At 37.8% G+C, this 20,580-nt stretch carries 20 protein-coding genes; 8 read left to right on the top strand and 12 right to left on the bottom strand.

Going from position 1 to position 20,580, the window contains the following annotated elements; genetic code table 11:
• Nucleotides 1-8: 8 nt before the first annotated feature.
• Both AY601_RS00360 and AY601_RS00355 read right to left on the bottom strand, forming a co-directional pair.
• Nucleotides 9-902, bottom strand: coding sequence for a flavin reductase family protein (locus tag AY601_RS00360; protein WP_068395090.1), 894 nt, complete (start codon nt 900-902; stop codon nt 9-11).
• Complete coding sequence (locus tag AY601_RS00355) at nt 902-1,897, bottom strand: fumarylacetoacetate hydrolase family protein (RefSeq protein ID WP_068395089.1); 996 nt, start codon at nt 1,895-1,897, stop codon at nt 902-904. Before AY601_RS00355 ends, AY601_RS00360 begins: the two co-directional genes overlap by 1 nt.
• A gap of 346 nt (nt 1,898-2,243) precedes the next feature.
• On the opposite strand from AY601_RS00355, the gene AY601_RS00350 reads away from it, so the two are divergent.
• The 3 genes from AY601_RS00350 (at nt 2,244) to AY601_RS00340 (ending at nt 5,960) form a co-directional block, all read left to right on the top strand.
• Nucleotides 2,244-3,410: a homogentisate 1,2-dioxygenase gene (locus tag AY601_RS00350; protein WP_068395087.1), complete on the top strand. Its 1,167-nt coding sequence runs from the start codon at nt 2,244-2,246 to the stop codon at nt 3,408-3,410.
• A 56-nt stretch (nt 3,411-3,466) separates the two neighbouring features.
• The gene (gene hppD, locus AY601_RS00345) at nt 3,467-4,594 is read left to right on the top strand and encodes a 4-hydroxyphenylpyruvate dioxygenase (protein ID WP_068395085.1); all 1,128 of its coding nucleotides are present in this window, start codon (nt 3,467-3,469) and stop codon (nt 4,592-4,594) included.
• A gap of 445 nt (nt 4,595-5,039) precedes the next feature.
• Complete coding sequence (locus AY601_RS00340; RefSeq protein ID WP_068395083.1) at nt 5,040-5,960, top strand: YihY/virulence factor BrkB family protein; 921 nt, start codon at nt 5,040-5,042, stop codon at nt 5,958-5,960.
• On the opposite strand, the gene AY601_RS00335 is transcribed toward AY601_RS00340, so the two are convergent.
• Entirely contained in the window at nt 5,957-6,235 is a 279-nt protein-coding gene (locus AY601_RS00335; protein ID WP_068395081.1) for a hypothetical protein, read from the bottom strand. The genes AY601_RS00340 and AY601_RS00335 overlap by 4 nt on opposite strands.
• A 140-nt stretch (nt 6,236-6,375) precedes the next feature.
• Nucleotides 6,376-6,975, bottom strand: coding sequence for a porin family protein (locus AY601_RS00330; RefSeq protein ID WP_068395079.1), 600 nt, complete (start codon nt 6,973-6,975; stop codon nt 6,376-6,378).
• 171 nt (nt 6,976-7,146) lie between these two features.
• On the opposite strand from AY601_RS00330, the gene AY601_RS00325 reads away from it, so the two are divergent.
• Nucleotides 7,147-8,913, top strand: a complete 1,767-nt coding sequence (locus AY601_RS00325) for a histidine kinase N-terminal 7TM domain-containing protein (protein WP_068395077.1) — start codon at nt 7,147-7,149, stop codon at nt 8,911-8,913.
• 52 nt (nt 8,914-8,965) lie between these two features.
• On the opposite strand, the gene AY601_RS00320 is transcribed toward AY601_RS00325, so the two are convergent.
• From AY601_RS00320 to AY601_RS00305, 4 genes are all read right to left on the bottom strand, one after another.
• Nucleotides 8,966-9,265 carry a hypothetical protein gene (locus AY601_RS00320; RefSeq protein WP_068395075.1) on the bottom strand — a complete coding sequence of 100 codons (300 nt, stop codon included), beginning with the start codon at nt 9,263-9,265 and terminating at the stop codon, nt 8,966-8,968.
• Nucleotides 9,266-9,418: 153 nt separating this feature from the next.
• Nucleotides 9,419-10,003: a riboflavin synthase gene (locus AY601_RS00315; RefSeq protein WP_068395073.1), complete on the bottom strand. Its 585-nt coding sequence runs from the start codon at nt 10,001-10,003 to the stop codon at nt 9,419-9,421.
• Between the two features lie 5 nt (nt 10,004-10,008).
• Nucleotides 10,009-11,493 carry an acetyl-CoA carboxylase biotin carboxylase subunit gene (accC, locus tag AY601_RS00310; RefSeq protein WP_068395071.1) on the bottom strand — a complete coding sequence of 495 codons (1,485 nt, stop codon included), beginning with the start codon at nt 11,491-11,493 and terminating at the stop codon, nt 10,009-10,011.
• Nucleotides 11,494-11,503: 10 nt separating this feature from the next.
• The gene (locus AY601_RS00305; protein ID WP_068395069.1) at nt 11,504-12,544 is read right to left on the bottom strand and encodes a threonine aldolase family protein; all 1,041 of its coding nucleotides are present in this window, start codon (nt 12,542-12,544) and stop codon (nt 11,504-11,506) included.
• A gap of 504 nt (nt 12,545-13,048) precedes the next feature.
• Between AY601_RS00305 and AY601_RS00300 the strand changes: the two genes are divergently transcribed.
• Nucleotides 13,049-13,912, top strand: a complete 864-nt coding sequence (locus AY601_RS00300) for an N-acetylglucosamine kinase (RefSeq protein ID WP_068395067.1) — start codon at nt 13,049-13,051, stop codon at nt 13,910-13,912.
• A 77-nt stretch (nt 13,913-13,989) separates the two neighbouring features.
• Here AY601_RS00300 and AY601_RS00295 read toward each other — a convergent pair whose 3' ends face one another.
• Nucleotides 13,990-14,679 carry an NUDIX hydrolase gene (locus tag AY601_RS00295; RefSeq protein WP_068395066.1) on the bottom strand — a complete coding sequence of 230 codons (690 nt, stop codon included), beginning with the start codon at nt 14,677-14,679 and terminating at the stop codon, nt 13,990-13,992.
• Nucleotides 14,680-14,796: 117 nt separating this feature from the next.
• On the opposite strand from AY601_RS00295, the gene pfkA reads away from it, so the two are divergent.
• The 3 genes from pfkA to gap are packed head-to-tail and all read left to right on the top strand — an operon-like array spanning nt 14,797 to nt 17,634.
• The gene (pfkA, locus tag AY601_RS00290; protein ID WP_068395064.1) at nt 14,797-15,783 is read left to right on the top strand and encodes a 6-phosphofructokinase; all 987 of its coding nucleotides are present in this window, start codon (nt 14,797-14,799) and stop codon (nt 15,781-15,783) included.
• Between the two features lies 1 nt (nt 15,784).
• A complete protein-coding gene (locus tag AY601_RS00285; RefSeq protein WP_068395062.1) occupies nt 15,785-16,627 on the top strand; it encodes a hypothetical protein in 843 nt (280 codons plus the stop codon).
• A gap of 5 nt (nt 16,628-16,632) precedes the next feature.
• On the top strand, nt 16,633-17,634 hold the full coding sequence (gene gap / locus AY601_RS00280) for a type I glyceraldehyde-3-phosphate dehydrogenase (protein ID WP_068395060.1): 1,002 nt from the start codon (nt 16,633-16,635) through the stop codon (nt 17,632-17,634).
• 68 nt (nt 17,635-17,702) lie between these two features.
• On the opposite strand, the gene AY601_RS00275 is transcribed toward gap, so the two are convergent.
• From AY601_RS00275 to AY601_RS00265, 3 genes are all read right to left on the bottom strand, one after another.
• Nucleotides 17,703-17,942: a hypothetical protein gene (locus tag AY601_RS00275; RefSeq protein ID WP_068395054.1), complete on the bottom strand. Its 240-nt coding sequence runs from the start codon at nt 17,940-17,942 to the stop codon at nt 17,703-17,705.
• 170 nt (nt 17,943-18,112) lie between these two features.
• On the bottom strand, nt 18,113-18,874 hold the full coding sequence (locus AY601_RS00270; RefSeq protein ID WP_068395052.1) for a LytR/AlgR family response regulator transcription factor: 762 nt from the start codon (nt 18,872-18,874) through the stop codon (nt 18,113-18,115).
• On the bottom strand, nt 18,849-19,907 hold the full coding sequence (locus tag AY601_RS00265; RefSeq protein ID WP_084358995.1) for a sensor histidine kinase: 1,059 nt from the start codon (nt 19,905-19,907) through the stop codon (nt 18,849-18,851). The genes AY601_RS00270 and AY601_RS00265 overlap by 26 nt, the downstream gene beginning before the upstream one ends.
• Between the last annotated feature and the right edge of the window lie 673 nt (nt 19,908-20,580).

The raw sequence follows: 20,580 nt of genomic DNA, 5'->3' as shown, positions 1-20,580 counted from the left end.
TATACTTCTTAGCTTTCCAGCAAAACTACTTTCAAAGCATCAGGCACTTCGCCCCTGCTTAACATTTCTTTAGCAAGTTCATGTAATTCACGCTGACGGTTTACACCATCGCCTATAGTAGCATCCAAGATCTCTTTAACAGCAGGATGATTTCTAATCAGGTCAATCTCTTCTTCTGAAGGGACCTTCTCTATATTCCCCAGCATCCCAAGATCATTACCACTTAATACATAAGAATTTCTTACGCCATGAGGCAAAGCATCAATACCAATACCTAATGTAGTTAATGGTTTTGCGACTTTAAACAGGTTATCTGCCGTTACCCGGCAATACCAGTCCCCCCCTAAACGGGCTACCAGATCTATTTTCGCCTGATCAATTTTACCATCTTCATCCAGAATCTCTTCTTTGATGTGAATCAGTTTTATTTCAGCCAGGATCAGGTTCCCAGCTCCAGGGTTATCTCCAAGATGAATCACCTCAGTTACGATACATTCCATCTGTACAGGAGCTTCAGCAACACGTGGGGGCTTTACCAGTTGTGAAGGGAGCATGGTGAAACCAGCTTTTTCAAACTCATTGATTCCTTTTGCATATTCGGTACTCGCCAGACTCGTTTGCTGAACCATTGGGTAATTCACAATATTAATCACGCATTCTTTGACTTCCAGGATATTTTCAAGCGTATGTTTAGTAGTATTGTCGCGTACCCTTCTCGCTGGTGAGAACACACACAGCGGCGGATTGGTGCTGAACATATTGAAGAAACTGAAAGGGCTTAAGTTGATATTCCCAGCCTTATCAATCGTAGTAGCAAAGCATATAGGTCTTGGCGCAACTGCATATTGCAAGTAGTTTTGCAGTTGCGCCGGACTCAAATCTGAAGTTTTAACTGTCAGCATTATTTTTTAAGAGCTAGAATAGAAAAATCAGTATCCACTTTGCGGATGGTATTGCTCAAACGGCCAAGACCAGTAATTTCCATCTCTACCACATCACCATCCTGTAACCACTGTGGTTTATAGTTTGGATCATTTAACAAACCAGTACCATTCAATTCCAGGAAGCAACCTGTGCCTACTGTACCTGAACCGATTACATCACCTGGCAAAATATCCACACCATAAGCACAACGCTCAATAATTTCAGCAAATGTCCAATCCATATCAGCTGTATTACCTGCTGAAACTTGTTTTCCGTTCACTGTACATGTCATTTCCAGGTTATAGCTGTTTCCAGCATGGCCTGCTTTAGGGGCAGTTTTATATTCTTCCAATTCATCTGGAGTCACTAACCAAGGTCCAATCACAGTAGAAAAGTCTTTCCCTTTTGCCGGGCCCAGATTCAATAACATTTCTTCCATCTGCAAAGTTCTGGCACTCATGTCATTCATAATCATATACCCTGCGATATAAGCATCAGCTTCAGCAGCTTTGATATTTCTTCCTTTTTTACCGATAACAACTGCTACTTCCAGTTCAAAATCAAGCTTATGAAAGTGATCAGGCATGCATTCAATTTCTCCTGGTCCCTGAATTGCATTATGGTTGGTAAAATAGAATATAGGGTATTGATCAAATTCTGGAATCATATCCACCTTACGGTTTCTGCGTGCGGCAGCAACGTGCTGACGAAAAGCATAACCATCTCTGCAAGAGCTTGGATGTGGAACTGGCGCTACAACTTCATAAAAAGCTTCTTCTTTAGGTTCGATTTCGCCCGATTTAATTTTGGCATCAATCGCTAATGCCCGTTCCATCAGTACTTCTGAATCTTTTAAAAACTCGTTCATATCATTTGGGATCTGCTTATCGCATGAATTCAAATTATAGATATGTCCGCTGATGAAAACACCAAGGTGTTCTCTGTCTTCTGTTTTGTAGGATACTAATTTCATATAGTTTTATGTTTGGTAGCACAATGTATAGTACAGCGTTTCAAAGCTAGAAAATTTAGGCCAAAATGAACAAAAGCCTGTGAAATAAATGACAATAGATTATATCGCATAAATTTGATAGCTAACAATATAATTCTTAATTTAGCCTTCGCAACAATGACAAAGCGCAAATTAAAATATCAGGATCGTATTGCCAGCCAAGTACTGGCCGGGTTCAGGTATGCTATGCTCTCTAAGCTCATTTTTGCACAATACTCCATTTAAGCTTTTTTCTAAAGCTAACGTATATTAAACGTTCTCACGTTTTTTATTCATCCTACATTTCAACCAATTATAACCTATAGATATGCCTATTTATCATACCTTAGGAACCATTCCCCCTAAAAGACACACGGTTTTTAGAAAACCAGATGGTGAACTTTATGCAGAGGAACTGGTATCCACTGAAGGATTTTCGAGCCTGTATTCGCTTGTCTATCACTGTCATCCGCCAACGATCGTTAAATCGCTCGGAGAACCTTATTCTGTAGAACCTAAAATTGCCAGGGAGAAACATTTAAAACACACCTCCCTAATCGGTTTTAACGTTGCTCCTGAAGACGACTATCTGAAAAGCAGAAAACCTGTACTGGTTAACAGCGACTTACACATTTCTCTCGCTGCACCAAGAAAATCCATGACTGATTATTTTTATAAAAACAGTCAGGCTGATGAGATTATCTTTATTCACCAGGGAACAGGAACACTAAAAACAGGCTTTGGAAAGATTCGTTTTGCCTATGGTGATTACCTGGTTGTACCCCGTGGTACGATCTACCAGATGGAATTTGATGATGAAAAGAACCGCTTATTCATCGTAGAAAGCTTCAGTCCGGTTAGGTCTCCAAAACGTTACAGAAATGAATATGGCCAGCTGATGGAACATTCTCCGTATTGCGAGCGTGATATCAGAAGACCAGCAGATCTGGAAACGATCGATGAATTCGGTGATTTTAAAGTATTGATCAAAAAACAAGGCTTAATGTACCCTTATACTTACGGTACGCATCCTTTTGATTTTGTAGGCTGGGATGGATTCCATTATCCATGGGCTTTCTCTATTCATGATTTCGAGCCGATTACCGGACGTCTTCATCAGCCGCCACCTGTGCACCAAACATTTGAAGGCCATAATTTCGTAATCTGTTCTTTTGTACCGCGTAAATTTGATTACCACCCTTTATCTATTCCTGCGCCTTATAATCATAGTAATGTGGACAGTGATGAGGTGCTTTATTACGTAGATGGTGACTTTATGAGCAGAAAAAGTGTCGTTAAAGGTCAGATTACACTCCATCCGGGAGGTATTCCTCATGGACCACACCCTGGTACAGTGGAGAAATCAATTGGTAAAGAGAGTACAGAAGAACTTGCAGTTATGATTGATCCTTTCCGTCCATTAATGCTCACTGAGGATGCATTGGCGATTGAGGATGAGAATTACCACAAGAGCTGGCAAATCAATGTAGAATAATCAAAAACTACTTATTATATCTAAATATTTTTTTTAATTAAATAAAAGACAAAAACATGCAAACACTAGTTGTAGAAAAAGACACAGAAGTGCTTGATTTCCTGCCGCTTAATGGTACAGACCATTTAGAGCTTTATGTAGGTAATGCAAAACAATCTGCACACTTTTATAAAACAGCCTTTGGATTCGAGACTGTGGCGTATGCAGGTCCGGAAACTGGCCTGAGAGATAGGGCTTCCTATGTATTACAGCAAGGAAAAATAAGGTTAGTATTGACTACCCCTATGGGTTCTGAAGGTGTAATTGCAGAACATATTAAAACACATGGTGATGGGGTTAAGATCCTTGCACTATGGGTAGATGACGCCTACAAATCGTATGAGGAGACGATCAAACGTGGTGCTGTTTCTTACCAGGAACCACAAACTTTAACGGATGAATTCGGTGAAGTTCGTACTGCTGGTATCTATACTTATGGCGAAACTGTCCATTTATTTGTAGAACGCAAAAACTATACAGGTGCATTCATGCCTGGTTATGTTGCTGTAGAAGGTGGTTATAAGCCAGGGAATACAGGTCTTTTATATATTGACCACTGTGTTGGAAATGTAGGCTGGAACAGAATGAATGAAGCCGTGAAATGGTATGAAGATGTAATGGGCTTTAGAAATATCCTTTCATTTGATGATAAACAAATCAACACAGAATACTCTGCTTTAATGAGTAAAGTGATGAGCAACAAGAATGGCTATGTGAAGTTTCCGATCAATGAACCTGCTGAAGGTAAAAAGAAATCACAAATTGAAGAGTATCTGGAATTTTACAATGGTGAAGGTGTTCAGCATATTGCTGTAGCTACACATGATGTTATTCAAACCGTAAGAGAAATGAAAGCACGTGGAGTAGAGTTTTTGAGTCCGCCGCCAAAAGCTTATTATGATACTTTACTGGAACGTGTTGGTAAAATTGATGAAGACATCGCGCCTTTACAGGAACTGGGAATTTTGGTTGATCATGATGAAGAAGGTTATTTACTTCAGATTTTCACTAAACCTGTTCAGGACCGTCCAACTTTATTCTTTGAGATTATTCAGAGAAAAGGTGCGCAATCTTTTGGTGCAGGGAATTTTAAGGCTTTATTTGAATCCTTAGAACGTGAACAAGAATTAAGAGGTAATCTTTAATTCATTCCCCTATAATATAAAAAACAGGTGTTATTGATTGGCTGCGTTTCGCTGTCTGAGGGGGTAGCGAACGTTAAGCCATCATCTTAACACTTGTTTTTCATAAAAAGATGAAAATTTGCGTAGGGATATTACCCCTTCTGCACGTTTGATCAGTCAATACGTTAAACCGTAATAAATTTTATTGGTTTAATTTCCAAACTTATTAAGCTTTATGAGGTTATGTATAACCTGTAAGCTTATTGACGCTATAGACTTAAAACTATAGGGTGTGTTGTTTAGTTAATTATGTGGTGTGTTTAGCTAAATTGTTTACAAAAACCAGGTATAACCCGTGGGATGGCCTTTAAGTCTCCCGCGGGATTTCCCTGGTAAAGTTATTTTTTTCTACCCTTCCATTCGGAAAATTTAAGTACTTTCGGGCTTCACCGGCAACCAGAGAGGCATGTTTAATATTACTATCCAGAGAATTCAAATTTTTACAGTGCATTTCCGGAAAGCATTTAAACTTTTTCAAAAGAATGATCCGCTGCGATTAGCTGGAGCAACCGCCTTTTTTGCCAATTTTGCTTTGCCTCCGATTTTATTAATCCTGATCAGACTATTTGGTTTTTTCATTGATCGCAAGACTATGGTAAACCGGATTTTTGAACGTCTTGGAACTATACTGGATGACAGCAGTACCCAGCAAATCAGGCAGACATTAAGAAATATCAGAGGAATGGATCATGAATGGTACGCCACACTGCTGAGTTTTGTATTCTTCCTTTTTGTTGCAACCACACTTTTTGCAGTTATTAAAAATTCTATGGATCAGATCTGGTCCATCGGGATGAAAGAGCATACAAGTTTTCTGTTTAAGCTTAAAATAAGAGCAAGATCTATGGTTATTATTCTGCTTGCAGGTGTATTATTTTCTATAGGCCTGCTCACAGACAGTGTCCAGGCTTTTATTGGCGTCTATATTAATACAGCCTCTCCTACTTTCGGAAGGGTATTCCTGATGCTCTTAAATCAATTGCTTTTTGTTACGATTGTAACGATCTGGTTCAGCGTTTTATTCCGTTTTCTAACTAGCGGAAGACCAACATGGAAATCTTCTATCAGAGGCGGTATTCTGACTGGTATCCTTTTCACACTTGGGAAATATATTCTCCGTATTGCACTGCCAATGAGTAACATCGGCAATATATATGGTGCATCAGGTTCAATTGTGCTGATTATGCTTTTTGTATTCTATTCTTCTTTTATCTTCTACTTCGGAGCTTGTTTTGTAAAAGTACTGAGTGACGCCAAAGAAACTCCAATACTCCCCATTAAAGGAGCGTTTAATTATGAAATAAAGGAAGTTTTAAAACCATCTTAAGTCAATTCCTGCACAGCAGTCCGCTCAAATCCCTGCATTTCAAATACAGCTAGCTTGTTCAGAAGATTATAGTGCAGGGTACCAAAAAAATTAATAATACCATCTTTATTTTTGCCTTCGATACATATGCTTTCTTTAGAAATCTCGGGGTGTTGTAAAAACTGTACAGCAATCACCTCTTCGTCCTTTATTTTAATATCGGCAATATCGATAGCATACGCTTTCATCAGCAGTAAAAAGCTGGTTCCATTCAATAATAAGTCTTTGATACTCATAGCGTAAGGATTTAAGGTTAGGGATGATTATTCCAGCAAATTTAACGCCAAAAAAAGGAGTAAACATGATCTGTTTACTCCTTTTTTGCACAACTTGACTTTAAAGCTTTGCTAATCGTTTTACTATCGGAATTTAGTTTTTAAAAAAGTTTAAGCGCCAATCCTAAAGTAAATAAGTTTAATCTCTGACCATCATAGTTTTGTTTTCCTAATTTGGTAATACCAGCTTCATATCTAAGGTCAACACCTAATTTACCAAGGTCTAAACCAGCTCCAAACTGCCATGCAACAGCTTGTTTTTTAAAGTCACCACTAAAGATATTTGTTGTAGCAGCACCGAAAGATTGTTTATCATCCAAAATAAATGACACTACAGGTCCTGTATTTAAACGCAGTCCGATACCAGCAGCACCGATTTTAGTACCAATCAATAAAGGTACGTCAAGACTTGTAAATTTAACTTTGTTTTCCTGACCAGCAAATGCAGGGTCATTACTCACCATTGTCGTGTTTTTACCTGACAAATAAAGTTCTGGTTGAAAATGTATCCCTGCTGCTCCGATTCTGGCCCACACACCCGCATAGTAACCTGCAGAATTATCACTGCTAAATGTATTGTGGCTGCTTAATTTAGAAAGATTCGCTCCTCCTTTAACACCAAATTGAAAAGATGGCAGTATCTGGCCAAAAGCTACTGCGCTAAAGCAGATAAACAATGAGAATAGAACAATTTTTTTCATAAGTTTTTATTTGTTTGTTATTTTAAAGGTAATCAAGCACAATAGGCTTTTATACGGAGTAAAATTAGGAATATTTTTTTTGCAAACTAAATTACATCAATTTAAATTAATCGCACCTTATTTCATAGATTTGTTTATGCTCCCTAACCTTATGCTGCAATCAGTTTTCTAATGGATTTAGATTTTAACCTCTATGCATTAAGCCTGATTATTTCTGGCATTATTACACTTCTCCTTTCCGGATACATATTAAGCAATGAAAAAGGTACAGTACGTTGGGTAGGCTATCTGATGTTGTCTAATTCAATCTGGTCCCTGGCTTATGGATTTGAGCTGTCCAGCAGAACAATAGAACACATGAAGATGCTTGTTAACGTCGAATATGTGGGTATTGTGGCCGTTCCATTTTACTGGTTTATATTTTGCCTTGACCTGGCCGGAAAAGAAAAATGGCTAAAGACAACAGGAAACCAATTGCTGATCACCGCTGTTCCTATACTGTACCTGCTTTTAGTATGGACTAATGACCTGCATCATCTGCATTATAAAAAGGTCAGTGTTGACTATAGTGGAAGCTTCCCGATGCTTAAAATCGTTTATGGAATTGCTTATTACTTTTTCGTCTGTTACTTTTATGCTTTGCTGATTGTAGGAAACTATTTTCTGATTAAAAAATTCAGGCGTTCAGACCGGGTTTATAAAAAACAAAACAGAGTTATCTTAACCGCAGCAATGCTTCCCTGGATAGCGAATTTATGTTATTTAATTGGTTTAAGGCCTATTCCAAACCTGGATATCACTCCTTTCGCTTTTCAGGTCTCTACCTTTTTGATCTTCATAGCCATCTATAGATTCAAATTATTAAATGTACTGCCTGTTGCCAGAGAAAAAGTTCTGGAGCTTATGGGTGATGGATTTATGGTGCTGGATCACCGGAACCGGGTTATCGATTATAACTCTGCATTTAAAAAATATATCAGTGTCTACCATGCTGATAAAATTATTGGTAAAGACATCAATGAATTGCTGCAATACCAACCAGAACTTCTGGATCTGCTCAATCAACAAGAATCCGGGAAAGTAGAATTACTGGTGCATACAGCAAACGGCGTATTTGATCTGGAAGCGGATGTCTGTTTTTTGAATGAAAACAAGCTGAACAGAAACGCAACAATCATTAAACTCCAGGATTTAACAAATGCCAGGCAGGAAGCTTTAAAATCCCAACGTCAGGCAGAAGAACTTCAAAAACTAAATCAATTAAAGGACAGGATCTTTTCGATTATGGCACATGACCTCAGAGGGCCATTACTTAATCTGGCTGAGGTCTTAAAAATGACCTCTGATGATACGATCAGCGCTGAAGAATTTAAAGAACTTTCTCCTACACTGACTAAAGACATTTCTTATACAACAGATTTATTGGAGAATATCCTGCACTGGTCAAGAAGCCAGCTAAAGGGATATGGAATTAACAAAGAACTTTTTGATCTGAAAAAGCTGATTAATTCAGAAGTCAGTTATCATCTTAAAGCTGCTTCAGTAAAAAAAATAGAGATTATTCTGCAATTAGCAGATGACCTGGTTGCTTATGCCGATTTACTAATGATGCAAATTGTGATTCGGAACTTGATTATTAATGCCATCAAATTCTGTAACGAAAATTGTCAGATTAACATTACGGCCTCTTATATTAATTCAGAATCTGTAGGCATACAAATTCAGGATAACGGTGTGGGTATTGCAATGGAGAACATTCAGAAGATTTTTAATGGAGAGAATTTCTCCAGCCGTGGCACACAAAATGAAAAAGGTACAGGAATTGGTTTAATGGTTTGCTGGGATTTTATGGAGCGGAATGAAGGAAGTATTGCTATTGAAAGCGAATTAGGTGCCGGAACTTTGTTCAATTTGCAAATCCCGAGACATCAGGCATAAAAAAAGGCCGTTTAAAAAAAACAGCCTTTTTTTCACACAACAATCAGGTTCACTAACCCTTTGTCGCCTCATCGATGATTTGCTTTTCTTTAAGCACTTCAACATTATTCTTGTTACCAAAGTTTTGAGTTTTATCAGCAAAATAAGCTAATATCCCCACAATGGTATCCAGGTTGTCAGCAACACGCTGATGCATATCTGGTAAATCTTTATCTAATTTTTTATCTCCCAATTCAATATTATCTACTTCAATCTTGCCGATTTTTTGAATAATTGCTTGTTGCGAATGTTGTAAGTCTTCTAATTCTCTTACAATCTTCTCCATTAATTCAAACTTTTTTAAAGTATCCATATGACTAAATTTTATATTCTTCTGTAATTATTTACAATTAAGAGTAACCAATTACCTTGCCATAGATTTTAAACCCACCCGAAAAACAGCTTAACCACAAGATAAACAACCGAATACCATAGTTCAAATCGAAAACAGTTATTTGGTTGTTACTTATTTATGAAGCAACCTTGCTACATATTTACCAATAATATCAAATTCAAGATTCACAGTATCTCCTGTATTTACCTCTTGTAAATTGGTATGTTCAAAAGTATAGGGGATAATAAATACAGAAAATTCATCATTAGCAGAGTCAACCACTGTCAAACTAATTCCATTAATACAAACAGATCCCTTTTCAACAGTTACATTACCTTTGCTGCTATCATATTTAAAACGGTATTCCCAGCTGCCATCAAGTTCCTCTCTCCGTATACATACTGCAGTCTGGTCAACATGGCCTTGTACAATATGCCCGTCCAGGCGACCGTTCATCTGCATACAACGCTCCAGATTCACTTTCATGCCCTGACTAAGGTGTTGCAGATTACTTTTCTCCAGCGTCTCCTGAATAGCCGTAACAATATGGGTAGTATCATCTAATGCTACGACTGTTAAACATACGCCATTATGGGATACACTCTGATCAATTTTCAATTCATTACTCAGTCCGGATTCAATTGTAAAATGAAGGTTTGTTCCTTCTTCTCTGATCTCTTTTACTGTACCTAGTGTTTCAATAATTCCTGTAAACATAAATTCTAATATTTTGTCCGGTTTTTAAGCCAGTTGCCCGATATTTCTTCTGCTGTTTTTATCACAGCAGAACTTGTCTTTTTCTTCAGGCTTTTCAACGCAACTATCGCCGCAATCAGGGCCTCATCTGCGTCTGTACTTTCCTTGTTTTCGGGATTGAAGTATTTACCTACGAAATGGGTATCAAAATTTCCTGAAGTAAACGCCTCATGCTCCATTACAAATTTACCAAAGTTCAAAGTAGTTTGAATGCCTGTAATGTCATATTCTGAAATCGCCCTGCGCATTCTTGCAATAGCTTCTTTGCGGTCTGCACCAAAAGTAATCAGCTTGGCAATCATAGGATCGTAATACACAGGGATTTCCATCCCCTGCTCAAACCCATCATCCACCCTCACACCATTTCCTTTTGGTGTACGGTAAGTTTTCAGTACACCTATATCAGGGAGGAAATTATGCTGAGGATCTTCTGCATAAACCCTGAGTTCTATTGCATGACCATTAATTTTTAAATCTTCCTGGCTATAACTTAACTTTTCGCCCCTCGCTATTTTAATTTGCTCTTTAACCAGATCCAGTCCTGTAATGAGCTCTGTAACCGGATGTTCTACCTGTAAACGGGTATTCATCTCCAGAAAAAAGAAATCAAGATTCTCATCCAGAATAAATTCTACTGTACCTGCACCCGTATAATTCACAGATCTGGCTACATCAACTGCACATTTACCCATTTTCGCCCTGATTTCAGGACTAAGTACGCTGGAAGGTGCTTCTTCAATCACCTTTTGATGCCTTCTCTGAATAGAACATTCCCTTTCAAACAAATGAACAATATTCCCATAATTATCCCCCAGAACCTGTATTTCTATATGTCTGGGTGAGGATACATATCTTTCTATAAACACGGCACCATCACCAAATGCTGATTTCGCTTCACTAACAGCCAGTTGCATTTGCTCTTCAAAAGCAGCAAGCTCTTCTACAATCCGCATTCCTTTTCCACCACCACCTGCAGCAGCTTTGATCAGGATAGGAAAACCAACTTCCTGTGCCCTTCGCTTTGCTTCTTCAATATCCGTAATCGCCTCTTCAGTTCCAGGAACCATAGGGATCTGATATTTCAGCGCAGCAGCTTTTGCAGATAATTTGTTTCCCATAATAGCCATCGCCTCTGGTGTAGGGCCAATTAAAATCAGACCTGCATCCTTCACCATTCTGGCAAACTCAGCATTCTCTGATAAAAATCCATAACCTGGATGTATCGCTTCTGCACCTGTCAGTAAACAAGCATCGATTATTTTCTGACCAACTAAATAAGACTGACTTGCCGGGGCAGGCCCTATAAAAATGGCTTCATCTGCATAACGCACATGCAAAGCTTCTCTGTCAGCTTCTGAAAATACAGCGACAGTCAAAATCCCCATTTCTTTTGCAGAACGCATAATACGCAGCGCAATCTCACCCCTATTGGCAATTAAAATCTTCTTCATAGCAATCTGTTTAGGATCTCTTTACTGGTTTCAGTTCTTTAATCAGCTGGACAGCCTCTGCGATCTGATCCGCATTGGTATTTAAATGCGTCACAAATCTTAAAGTATCAGGGCCGGTAGCACCGCATAAAATCCCATTCTTCGTTAAACTGTCCAATACGCTTGCTGTTGTATAATGCGCAGCTATTTTAAAAATCACAATATTTGTTTCAACAGGCATCACATCGGCTACAAAATCAGCCGCTATCAGGGCATCTGCCAATAACTGTGCATGCAAATGATCTTCAGCAAGCCGGTCTACCTGGTGATCCAATGCGTAAATACCCGCAGCAGCAAGAAACCCCGCCTGGCGCATACCACCACCAAATGCTTTACGGATTTTATTTGCCTTATGGATAGTTTCTTTAGTGCCTAACAGCACAGAGCCTACTGGTGCACCCAGTCCTTTAGAAAGACAGATAGAAATACCATCAAAATACTGCCCGTAATCTTTTGCAGCATCACCGGTTTTAACCAATGCGTTAAAAATCCTTGCCCCATCCAAATGGAGTTTCAGCCCTTTTCTTTTACATAACTCCGAAATAGGCGCGATCTGTTCCAATGTATAACAGGCACCTCCCCCTTTATTTACTGTATTTTCCAGCACAACTAAACTTGAATTCGGATAATGAATATTGTCTTCATTAATTTCCGGACTAATCATTTCAGGGTTTAAAATCCCTCTTGGACCATTTAGTAACCGAACAGAGGCTCCGGAATGAAAAGCAATACCTCCGCCTTCGTACCGGTAAACATGTGCCGTCTGATCGCAAATCACTTCATCCATAGGCTGAGTGAAACATTTAATTGCAATCTGGTTGGTCATAGTTCCCGAAGGACAGAAAAGCCCGGCTTCCATATTAAAAAGCCTGGATAGTTTACTTTCAAGTGCAGCTACGGTTTCATCTTCTCCATATACATCATCACCAACTTTTGCGTTCATCATCGCAGCGATCATTTCTGGTGTGGGTATAGTTACGGTATCACTTCTAAAATCTATTTTATTTTGCATAGAAAAAACAGGACAGCATACAATTTAGTTTTTGTGCTTCTTTTAATCCTCAAAGGTGAAATTATCACAATTACAGCTCACATCAAAGTATTTTTATTCGTGTGTTCGTTAAATACCACATAAAATTCTTTAATTGCTCTTTATGAGTGTTTTAAAATTGAATGATTGGGTATTTTAAAAGAATATTATGACATTTATCCTCCCTAATAAAATATTAAAATTTGGAATTTAAAATAACTAGTGTAATTTTATCTTAGTGTTAATTTAACAATATCTTAATTACCAAGGTTTAATACCTGGATATTTGCGGTTTATGAAGAAGCACCAAGCGGAAGATATTTGAATTGGGAAGGCTAATAGCTAGTAAATAGAAGGAATAATAATAAAATTGAAAAATAACTTACAAGGATAAACGCAGGAATCAGAAAAAAAAACTGAAAATGGAAAAAAACATGTTTGAAGTGTCAGGAATATTTACTTTTACCCCAAAAAAAACAAATTAAGATGATAGTTATTGCAGATGGTGGTTCAACCAAAACCAATTGGTGCTTAATTAATGAAGCTGGTAGAAAAATTCATTTTAATACCGAAGGTTACAATCCGTATTTTTCCCGTACAGATTATATTGTTGAATCTTTAAAAAAATCTTTACCAGATCATTTAGAGGCAGATAAGCTAACAGAAGTATATTATTATGGCGCAGGTTGTTCAACTGACGCGAATAAAAAAATTGTAGCAGATGCTATGGGACAGGTTTTCCCTAATGCAATCATCTTTATTGGACATGATTTACTGGCTTCTTGCAGAGCATTACTGGGTGATGAGCCAGGTTTTGCCGCAATCTTAGGTACAGGTACAAATTCATGTCTTTATGATGGAAGTGATATCTCTTTAAACATTGACTCTTTAGGCTATTTCTTAGGAGATGAAGGTAGCGGATGTTATATTGGTAAACGTATCCTGGGTGATTACATGAAAGGCTATATGCCTAAAGGTTTGAGAGAAAGTTTTTATGATAATTTCGCTTTGACCAACGAAGATATCTTTGATCATATTTATAATAAACCTCTTCCAAATCGTTTTTGTGCAGGATTTAGTAAATTCTTATACGATTTCAAAGATAACTATGAGGATTATGCATTCTCTACAGTTGAATATGCTTTTACAGCATTCTTTGAAAACCTGGTTATTCACTACCCGAACTATAAAGAGTATACCTTGAACTGTGTAGGTTCAGTAGGTTATAGCTTCAGAGATATTTTAAGTATTGTTGCTGACAGATACGAAATGGGTGTAGGAAAAATCATCCGTTCTCCTATAGATGATCTTGTTGATTACCATATGCAACCAGCAAGAAGTCTGAAATAGAAAAAAAACAAGCATTATAAAAAATCCCGGTTACTCATAACCGGGATTTTTTTTATTAAAATATGACGGAGGGAGATTTAAAAGGAGATTTCTTTTCCAAATAACTTTCCATATTTTCTTTTATCAAAACGGTATAAGGTAGCTGCACGGAAAGAAACCCCTTTTTGCTTCTCATTCAAATCTTTTAAGACATTAAAACTCAACATCTTTTTTCTAAAATTCCTTTTATCCAATTTCTTACCTAAAATCACTTCATACACATTTTGTAACTGTGTTAAAGTAAATTTCTCCGGAAGTAATTCAAAAGCAATTGGCTGATGTTTGATCCTTCTTTTTATTTTTTCAAGTCCCTGGTCAAAGATTTTCTGATGGTCAAATGCCAGCGGAGGCAAGTCTTTAACATTAATCCAGTGTGCTTGTTTTGCATAATTACTGATTGGTTTAAGGGCTTTATCTCCTCCCAATCGCAACATTGCATAGTAAGCTACGGATATAATCCTACCCTGAGGGTGACGGCCAACATCACCAAAAGTATAGAACTGCTCCATGTAAACATTCTCTATTCCTGTGAGTTCGTGTAAGATACGGGCTGCGGACTGATCCAGACTTTCGTTCTCATTAACAAGATACCCCGGAAGGGCCCACCAATCTTTAAAAGGTTCCTCGTTCCTTTCAATCAGCAGAACTTTTAATTCTCCTTCATCAAATCCGAACAAAACACAATCAATTGAGAAGGTGGAATTAAGCTGTGGTAAGACTTCTTTCAAAACATTAAATTTTTAAAAACTAAAGCAAATTAATATACTTGTTTGCGATTTACATAAAATAAATCAAAATAAATTACTTAGTGTAATATCTACACGGTATATTCGTAATATAAACAGATGAAACCAAATATCAAAAATATCGCTGTATTGACATCTGGGGGTGACGCTCCCGGAATGAACGCATGCATCAGAGCAGTAGTACGTACCGGTATTTACAATGGTATAAATATGTTTGGAGTTTTGCAAGGTTATCAAGGATTAATAACTAACAATATTATTCCTATGGATGCCCGTTCAGTGAGCAATATTATCCATTTAGGCGGAACAGTACTTAAAACAGCACGTTGTTTAGAGTTCAAAACCGACGAAGGAATGGATCTTGCTTACGAGCACCTTAAACTACACCAAATAGATGCACTCGTTGTGATTGGCGGAGATGGTACTTTCACCGGAGCCCGTCGTTTTGCACAAAGACATCATATCAATGTAATTGCCATTCCTGGTACGATCGACAATGATTTATACGGTTCTGATTTTACTTTGGGCTATGATACTGCGATTAACACAGTTATAGAAGCTATAGATAAGATCAGGGATACTGCAGATTCGCATGACCGTTTATTTTTTGTAGAAGTAATGGGCCGGGATTCGGGTTGTATCGCTTTAAGAAGTGCTATTGCCTGTGGAGCTGAAGCTGTATTACTGCCTGAGAAAGCAACGAGCCTTGATGAACTGATTAAACAATTAGAAGTCGGAGCAGCAACAAAAAAATCTTCCAGCATTGTTATTGTGTCTGAAGGGCATAAACAAGGTGGTGCTTACGACATTGCGAAACATGTTAAAGAAAAGTTTAATCATTATGACACAAAGGTCACTATATTAGGACACTTGCAACGCGGCGGAAGCCCTAGCAGTTTTGACAGGATTTTAGGAAGCCGTTTAGGTTATGCCGCTGTAAATGAATTGCTGAAAGGCAGTACACAACAGATGGTAGGCTTACGAGGTAACGATATCAGGTTAACCAGCTTAGATGAAGCGTTGACAGAGCATAGTTTTAAATTAGAAAGCGATCTTTTGGAAATGACTAAAGTTTTATCAATTTAACATGATAGCGGTAGTATATAGTGGCTCAAAAACTGCCCTGTGGAAAATAGCTAAAGACGGAAAAACCATTGCAGAATGTAGTATGCCTGGAATAAACCCGTTTTTTGTAGATCAGAAGTCGTTGTTGCAGCAGTTGAATAAGAAATCTATTTTAATCAACAATGCAGAACAGATTAAGAAGATCCATGTTTTTGCTGCCGGAGCAACTTCTATAGAGCGCCGGAATGAATTAGTGGCTTCTTTAAGGATATTCTTTAAACATAGCAAAATCACTGTTCAGGATGACTTATATGGTGCTGCTATCGCTGCTTGCTTTAATAAAAGCGGAGTTGTCGGCATCCTGGGAAGCGGCGCTAACTGCGCTTATTTTGATGGCACAAAACCTGAACCTAATAACTTCGGTCTGGGTTTTATTCTCAGTGATGAGGGTTCTGCTACTTACCTGGGCAAAATGATCCTGAAATATTACCTTCAGGAGAAGCTGCCAGCCGATCTGATGAAAAAATTCAGTAAAAAGTATGACCTGAACCGGTCAGAAATACTGGATAAAGTATACAAGAAAACTATGGCTCAGCAGTTTCTGAGCTCCTTCCTGGACTTCTTTATAGAAAACAGGGAACATGAATATATTCAGCAGCTACTAGATAACGGATTTCAGCGTTATATAGATAGCTACCTGTTACCGACCATTAAACTTCATCCTGGTGAAGAAGTACATTTTGTAGGGATAGTGGCAGGGAACTTTCAAGACCGTTTGCGCGCTGTGGCAAAGAAGAATGGTTTTGAAATTACTACGATTACCAAAGAACCAATATATAATTTACTTAATTACTATTCAAATTAATAATAATGACAAAGATTGGAATAAACGGTTTTGGCCGTATCGGCAGATTAGTTTTTAGAGCTGCGTTAAAAAGAGGTCTGGACATCGTTGCAATAAATGATCTTGTAGAGCCAGATTACATGGCCTATATGTTGAAGTATGATTCTACGCATGGTCGTTTTGATGGAACTATCGAAGTAGTTGACGGACATTTAGTCGTTAACGGAAAAACTATCCGTATCACAGCTGAGAGAGACCCAGCTAACTTAAAATGGAATGAAGTAGGTGTTGAAACTGTTATTGAGTCTACAGGGTTATTCTTAACTCAGGCTGATGCAGAAAAACACCTTACTGCAGGTGCAAAAAGAGTTGTTCTTTCTGCTCCGGCCAAAGATGATTCAATCCCTACTTACGTAATGGGTGTAAATCATGATAAATTAACAGCAGATCAAACTGTTGTTTCTAATGCTTCTTGTACTACGAACTGCCTTGCACCAATTGCTAAGGTGTTAAATGACAACTGGGGTATTGCTGAAGGCTTAATGAGTACTGTACATGCAGTTACTGCTACACAAAAAACTGTTGATGGTCCTTCTGCGAAAGACTGGAGAGGTGGACGTGGTGGTTTCTCTAACATTATTCCTTCTGCTACAGGTGCTGCTAAAGCAGTAACTAAAGTTATTCCTGAATTAAAAGGTAAATTGACTGGTATGGCTTTCCGTGTTCCGGTTGCTGATGTATCAGTAGTAGATTTAACTGTACGTTTAGAAAGACCAGCTACTTACCAACAGATTAAAGATGCGATGAAAGCAGCTTCTGAAGGTGAATTGAAAGGTGTGTTAGGTTACACTGAAGATGAAGTAGTTTCTTCTGACTTTATTGGTGATGACCACGCTTCTATCTTTGATGCAAACGCAGGTATTGCATTAAATGACAACTTTGTAAAAGTTGTTTCATGGTATGATAACGAATGGGGATATTCTTCAGCATTAGCTAAATTCGTAGAGTACTACGGAAACTTAAAATAATATCTGTTTATACAGATTCACAGGTAGTTAGAACAGGGATTTTCCGCAAGGAAGATCCCTTTCTGGTTTTAAGCACTAAACTCATCCAGCGAATAAGGCATTTCTATGCACAAGAATCCTTGTTCCAGCAATAATTGCTCTATTTTGATCGTACATTTTAACGGACTTACAACCCTTAGGATTTTATCTACATCTTCTAAATCGAATGTCCAGTTCTTTTCTCCCAGAAAGGCATTAAGTGCCGGCCTTAAACAATCCAGATCATCTCTGTCCTGGACAGATGTTTTAAATATAATTACATTCATCATTTACAGTTAATTAGTTCAGGATTCAGACAACGTTTGCAAATATTTCTTGCTATTGCCGGGCAGAACCTCTAAGCTAAAGATGAGGTAACAAATCAATTATCTAAAGGGCTTTAAGGCTGAAATGCACAAAATTGGCGGTGAACGGTCAAAAATAACCGGTAAACCTGTACCTATTTTCTGGCCAGCCAATCCAGAAATGAAGGAGTCTTTTCCTTACTGATTGTGATCGGCTCTTTGAAAGAAACCGAAAGATTAACAACCAGCTTACGGGAAAAAAAATGAGCCGCGTCTTTAACAGCTTTCCGGTTGACCAGATATTGACGGTTTACTCTGAAGAAATCATCACCAGACAATTTTTCAAGCTCTTCAAGTTTCTTATTCAGCACGTAGCTCTGCTGATCAAAGGTTAACAGCCGCGTTTCTTCATTCGCAATGTAAAACAAGGCAATATGTTCTGTTTTAATGGGAATAATTTTGTCTTTATAAGCGACCAGTATAGACGAAGTTTTTTGTGGTATCTTGTTCACAAAAAGGTCAAAGAGCGCATCATATGATACACGCTGATCAGAAAAACCTCTGCGTAAAGCATGATATTTATTCAAAGCCTGTGCAATAGTTGCTTCTGTAAATGGCTTTAAAATATAATCAATACCATTTGTTTTGAAAGCATTTAAAGCATACTCATCATAAGCAGTACAAAAAATTATAGGCGCAGCAACGTTTACAGCTTTAAAAATATCAAAGCTCAACCCATCCCCTAACTGAATATCACTAAAAATCAGGTCTGGCGCTGGCGCGTTTTGAAAATAAGCCACAGCCTCTTTAACGGATTTCAGAAAAGTAACCAGTTGCGCATCCGGTTGTAATTTCAGAATCACATCCGCAAGATCCTCAGCCGTTAATTTTTCATCCTCTATAATTATGATTTTCATTCTCTAAAATTTTTAAACGCACTGAAAAGAATTTACCATCATCTTTGATGTCAATCTCATCACCAGACAACAACTTATACCGCTCTGCAAGATTTGCTAAACCACTCCCAGTAGAGTACTCTGTTACAGCTCTTAACTTCACATTGTTAAGCACTAAGATATAATCACCTTCCTGCCTGATTTCGATAATCAGCGGATCTTCATCCGTAAGCTCATTGTGCTTAATCGCATTTTCCAGTAAAGGTTGTAAGGAAAAAACAGGCAGGAATTTATCTGATTTTGTAAGCACAAAGGAGAATTGCAAAGCTTCACCAAAACGGACTTTCTGCATCTCCAGATAATCTATTCCTAATTTCACTTCTTCATTTAAGGTAGCCAGTCCGTGTTTATTTCCTGATACAGATACCCTTAAAAAGTCTGACAACCGCAACAGATAATCCTCAGCCCTTTCCGGACTCTTTTTGATCAGGGACTTCAAAATATTGAGCGCATTAAACAAAAAATGGGGTTGAATCTGTTGCTGTAACAATTGATAAGCTGCCTCTGAGCTTGCCGCACTTAAACGGGAATTTTCTATCTGCGCTTTATTATTGGCATCTTGTATAAGAATGAAATTTTGCAGCAGCAGTAATATACTATTGACAAATAATCCCTGTAGTAAAATATAAAGATAGATGATATCCCCTTTAACCCTGACCACTATCATTTTTGCTGAGATCCCTTGTTGAACCAGGTAATTTTGAAGATTATACACCGTCCACATCACCAGTGTACTGATGAGGAAACTTGAAATGTAAAACCAGATTGAACAATTCTGACCCGTTGTATCACGCTCTGTCCTGAAAATCAAAAGTAAACAAGTATTCACGACACTGATCAGCATCAACAAAAAGAAAGATATAAATGACCTGTATAGTGCGCCTTGAATAGCCTCCCCCTCCATAAAAGCAGAACTAAAAGAGAAGAGACAAATCACCAGAGAAATACAACAGCTTACTTTTAATAGATTTTTCGTGGGAAGCGTTGTTTTCATTGAGGCAAATATAGTCAGGATAAAAAAAAGGTTTCTTATTTATTTTGTACGAAAATGCATCTTTAGTCTAACTTGATAAAGCATATTTCCCCCGAAACGGACAACATCCTTCCCGAAATTGCTCAATCGCTTTATATTTAGGTCATTGACAGCATCTATGCCCGTTTCGCAAAAAAATGGTACATTTGCCGCATATTAAAAGCATAGTCATTGAGAAGATCGGTCTGCATTTTATTACTCGTTATCATTGCCTCACAATCCTTTAACAAACTGTGGATAACGTTATCTTTTAAAATAAATGCAAATTATATTTCAACTGTACTTTGCGAAAATAAAAACAGACCTGAAATGCATTGTAACGGCAGGTGTATTTTAGCTAAAAAGCTAAAACAAGCCGAAGACAATGAGCAAAAGCAAAGAAACCAAAATCAGGAAAACACAAACGTCTTATTTTTCTGCAAACTAAACAAACTTAGGTTTACAGGCTTTCTTCTGACTGCGCAAAAAGATAACTTCAACAGATTTTATCTTCATTTCAAACCATCCTCTTTTCATAATGATATCTTCAGACCGCCCCAGGGGGTTTTCGCTTAATTTTTATTGGTATTCCCTCTTTTCTGCCGAATAACGTGAATTAATTACGTTGTACAGCAGGTTGTTGTATTGAGCTGTT

The sequence above is a fragment of the Pedobacter cryoconitis genome, assembly GCF_001590605.1.
In the GTDB taxonomy this organism is placed as follows: Bacteria; Bacteroidota; Bacteroidia; order Sphingobacteriales; family Sphingobacteriaceae; genus Pedobacter; species Pedobacter cryoconitis_A.
This window is presented reverse-complemented; position numbering and strand designations above follow the sequence as displayed.

Bases quoted from the DNA above. Each gene is read 5' to 3' on its own strand.
- AY601_RS00360 (WP_068395090.1), bottom strand. From the start codon at position 902: ATGCTGACAGTTAAAACTTCAGATTTGAGTCCGGCGCAACTGCAAAAC.
- AY601_RS00355 (WP_068395089.1), bottom strand. From the start codon at position 1,897: ATGAAATTAGTATCCTACAAAACAGAAGACAGAGAACACCTTGGTGTT.
- AY601_RS00350 (WP_068395087.1), top strand. From the start codon at position 2,244: ATGCCTATTTATCATACCTTAGGAACCATTCCCCCTAAAAGACACACG.
- hppD (WP_068395085.1), top strand. From the start codon at position 3,467: ATGCAAACACTAGTTGTAGAAAAAGACACAGAAGTGCTTGATTTCCTG.
- AY601_RS00340 (WP_068395083.1), top strand. From the start codon at position 5,040: ATGTTTAATATTACTATCCAGAGAATTCAAATTTTTACAGTGCATTTC.
- AY601_RS00335 (WP_068395081.1), bottom strand. From the start codon at position 6,235: ATGAGTATCAAAGACTTATTATTGAATGGAACCAGCTTTTTACTGCTG.
- AY601_RS00330 (WP_068395079.1), bottom strand. From the start codon at position 6,975: ATGAAAAAAATTGTTCTATTCTCATTGTTTATCTGCTTTAGCGCAGTA.
- AY601_RS00325 (WP_068395077.1), top strand. From the start codon at position 7,147: ATGGATTTAGATTTTAACCTCTATGCATTAAGCCTGATTATTTCTGGC.
- AY601_RS00320 (WP_068395075.1), bottom strand. From the start codon at position 9,265: ATGGATACTTTAAAAAAGTTTGAATTAATGGAGAAGATTGTAAGAGAA.
- AY601_RS00315 (WP_068395073.1), bottom strand. From the start codon at position 10,003: ATGTTTACAGGAATTATTGAAACACTAGGTACAGTAAAAGAGATCAGA.
- accC (WP_068395071.1), bottom strand. From the start codon at position 11,493: ATGAAGAAGATTTTAATTGCCAATAGGGGTGAGATTGCGCTGCGTATT.
- AY601_RS00305 (WP_068395069.1), bottom strand. From the start codon at position 12,544: ATGCAAAATAAAATAGATTTTAGAAGTGATACCGTAACTATACCCACA.
- AY601_RS00300 (WP_068395067.1), top strand. From the start codon at position 13,049: ATGATAGTTATTGCAGATGGTGGTTCAACCAAAACCAATTGGTGCTTA.
- pfkA (WP_068395064.1), top strand. From the start codon at position 14,797: ATGAAACCAAATATCAAAAATATCGCTGTATTGACATCTGGGGGTGAC.
- AY601_RS00285 (WP_068395062.1), top strand. From the start codon at position 15,785: ATGATAGCGGTAGTATATAGTGGCTCAAAAACTGCCCTGTGGAAAATA.
- gap (WP_068395060.1), top strand. From the start codon at position 16,633: ATGACAAAGATTGGAATAAACGGTTTTGGCCGTATCGGCAGATTAGTT.
- AY601_RS00275 (WP_068395054.1), bottom strand. From the start codon at position 17,942: ATGATGAATGTAATTATATTTAAAACATCTGTCCAGGACAGAGATGAT.
- AY601_RS00270 (WP_068395052.1), bottom strand. From the start codon at position 18,874: ATGAAAATCATAATTATAGAGGATGAAAAATTAACGGCTGAGGATCTT.
- AY601_RS00265 (WP_084358995.1), bottom strand. From the start codon at position 19,907: ATGAAAACAACGCTTCCCACGAAAAATCTATTAAAAGTAAGCTGTTGT.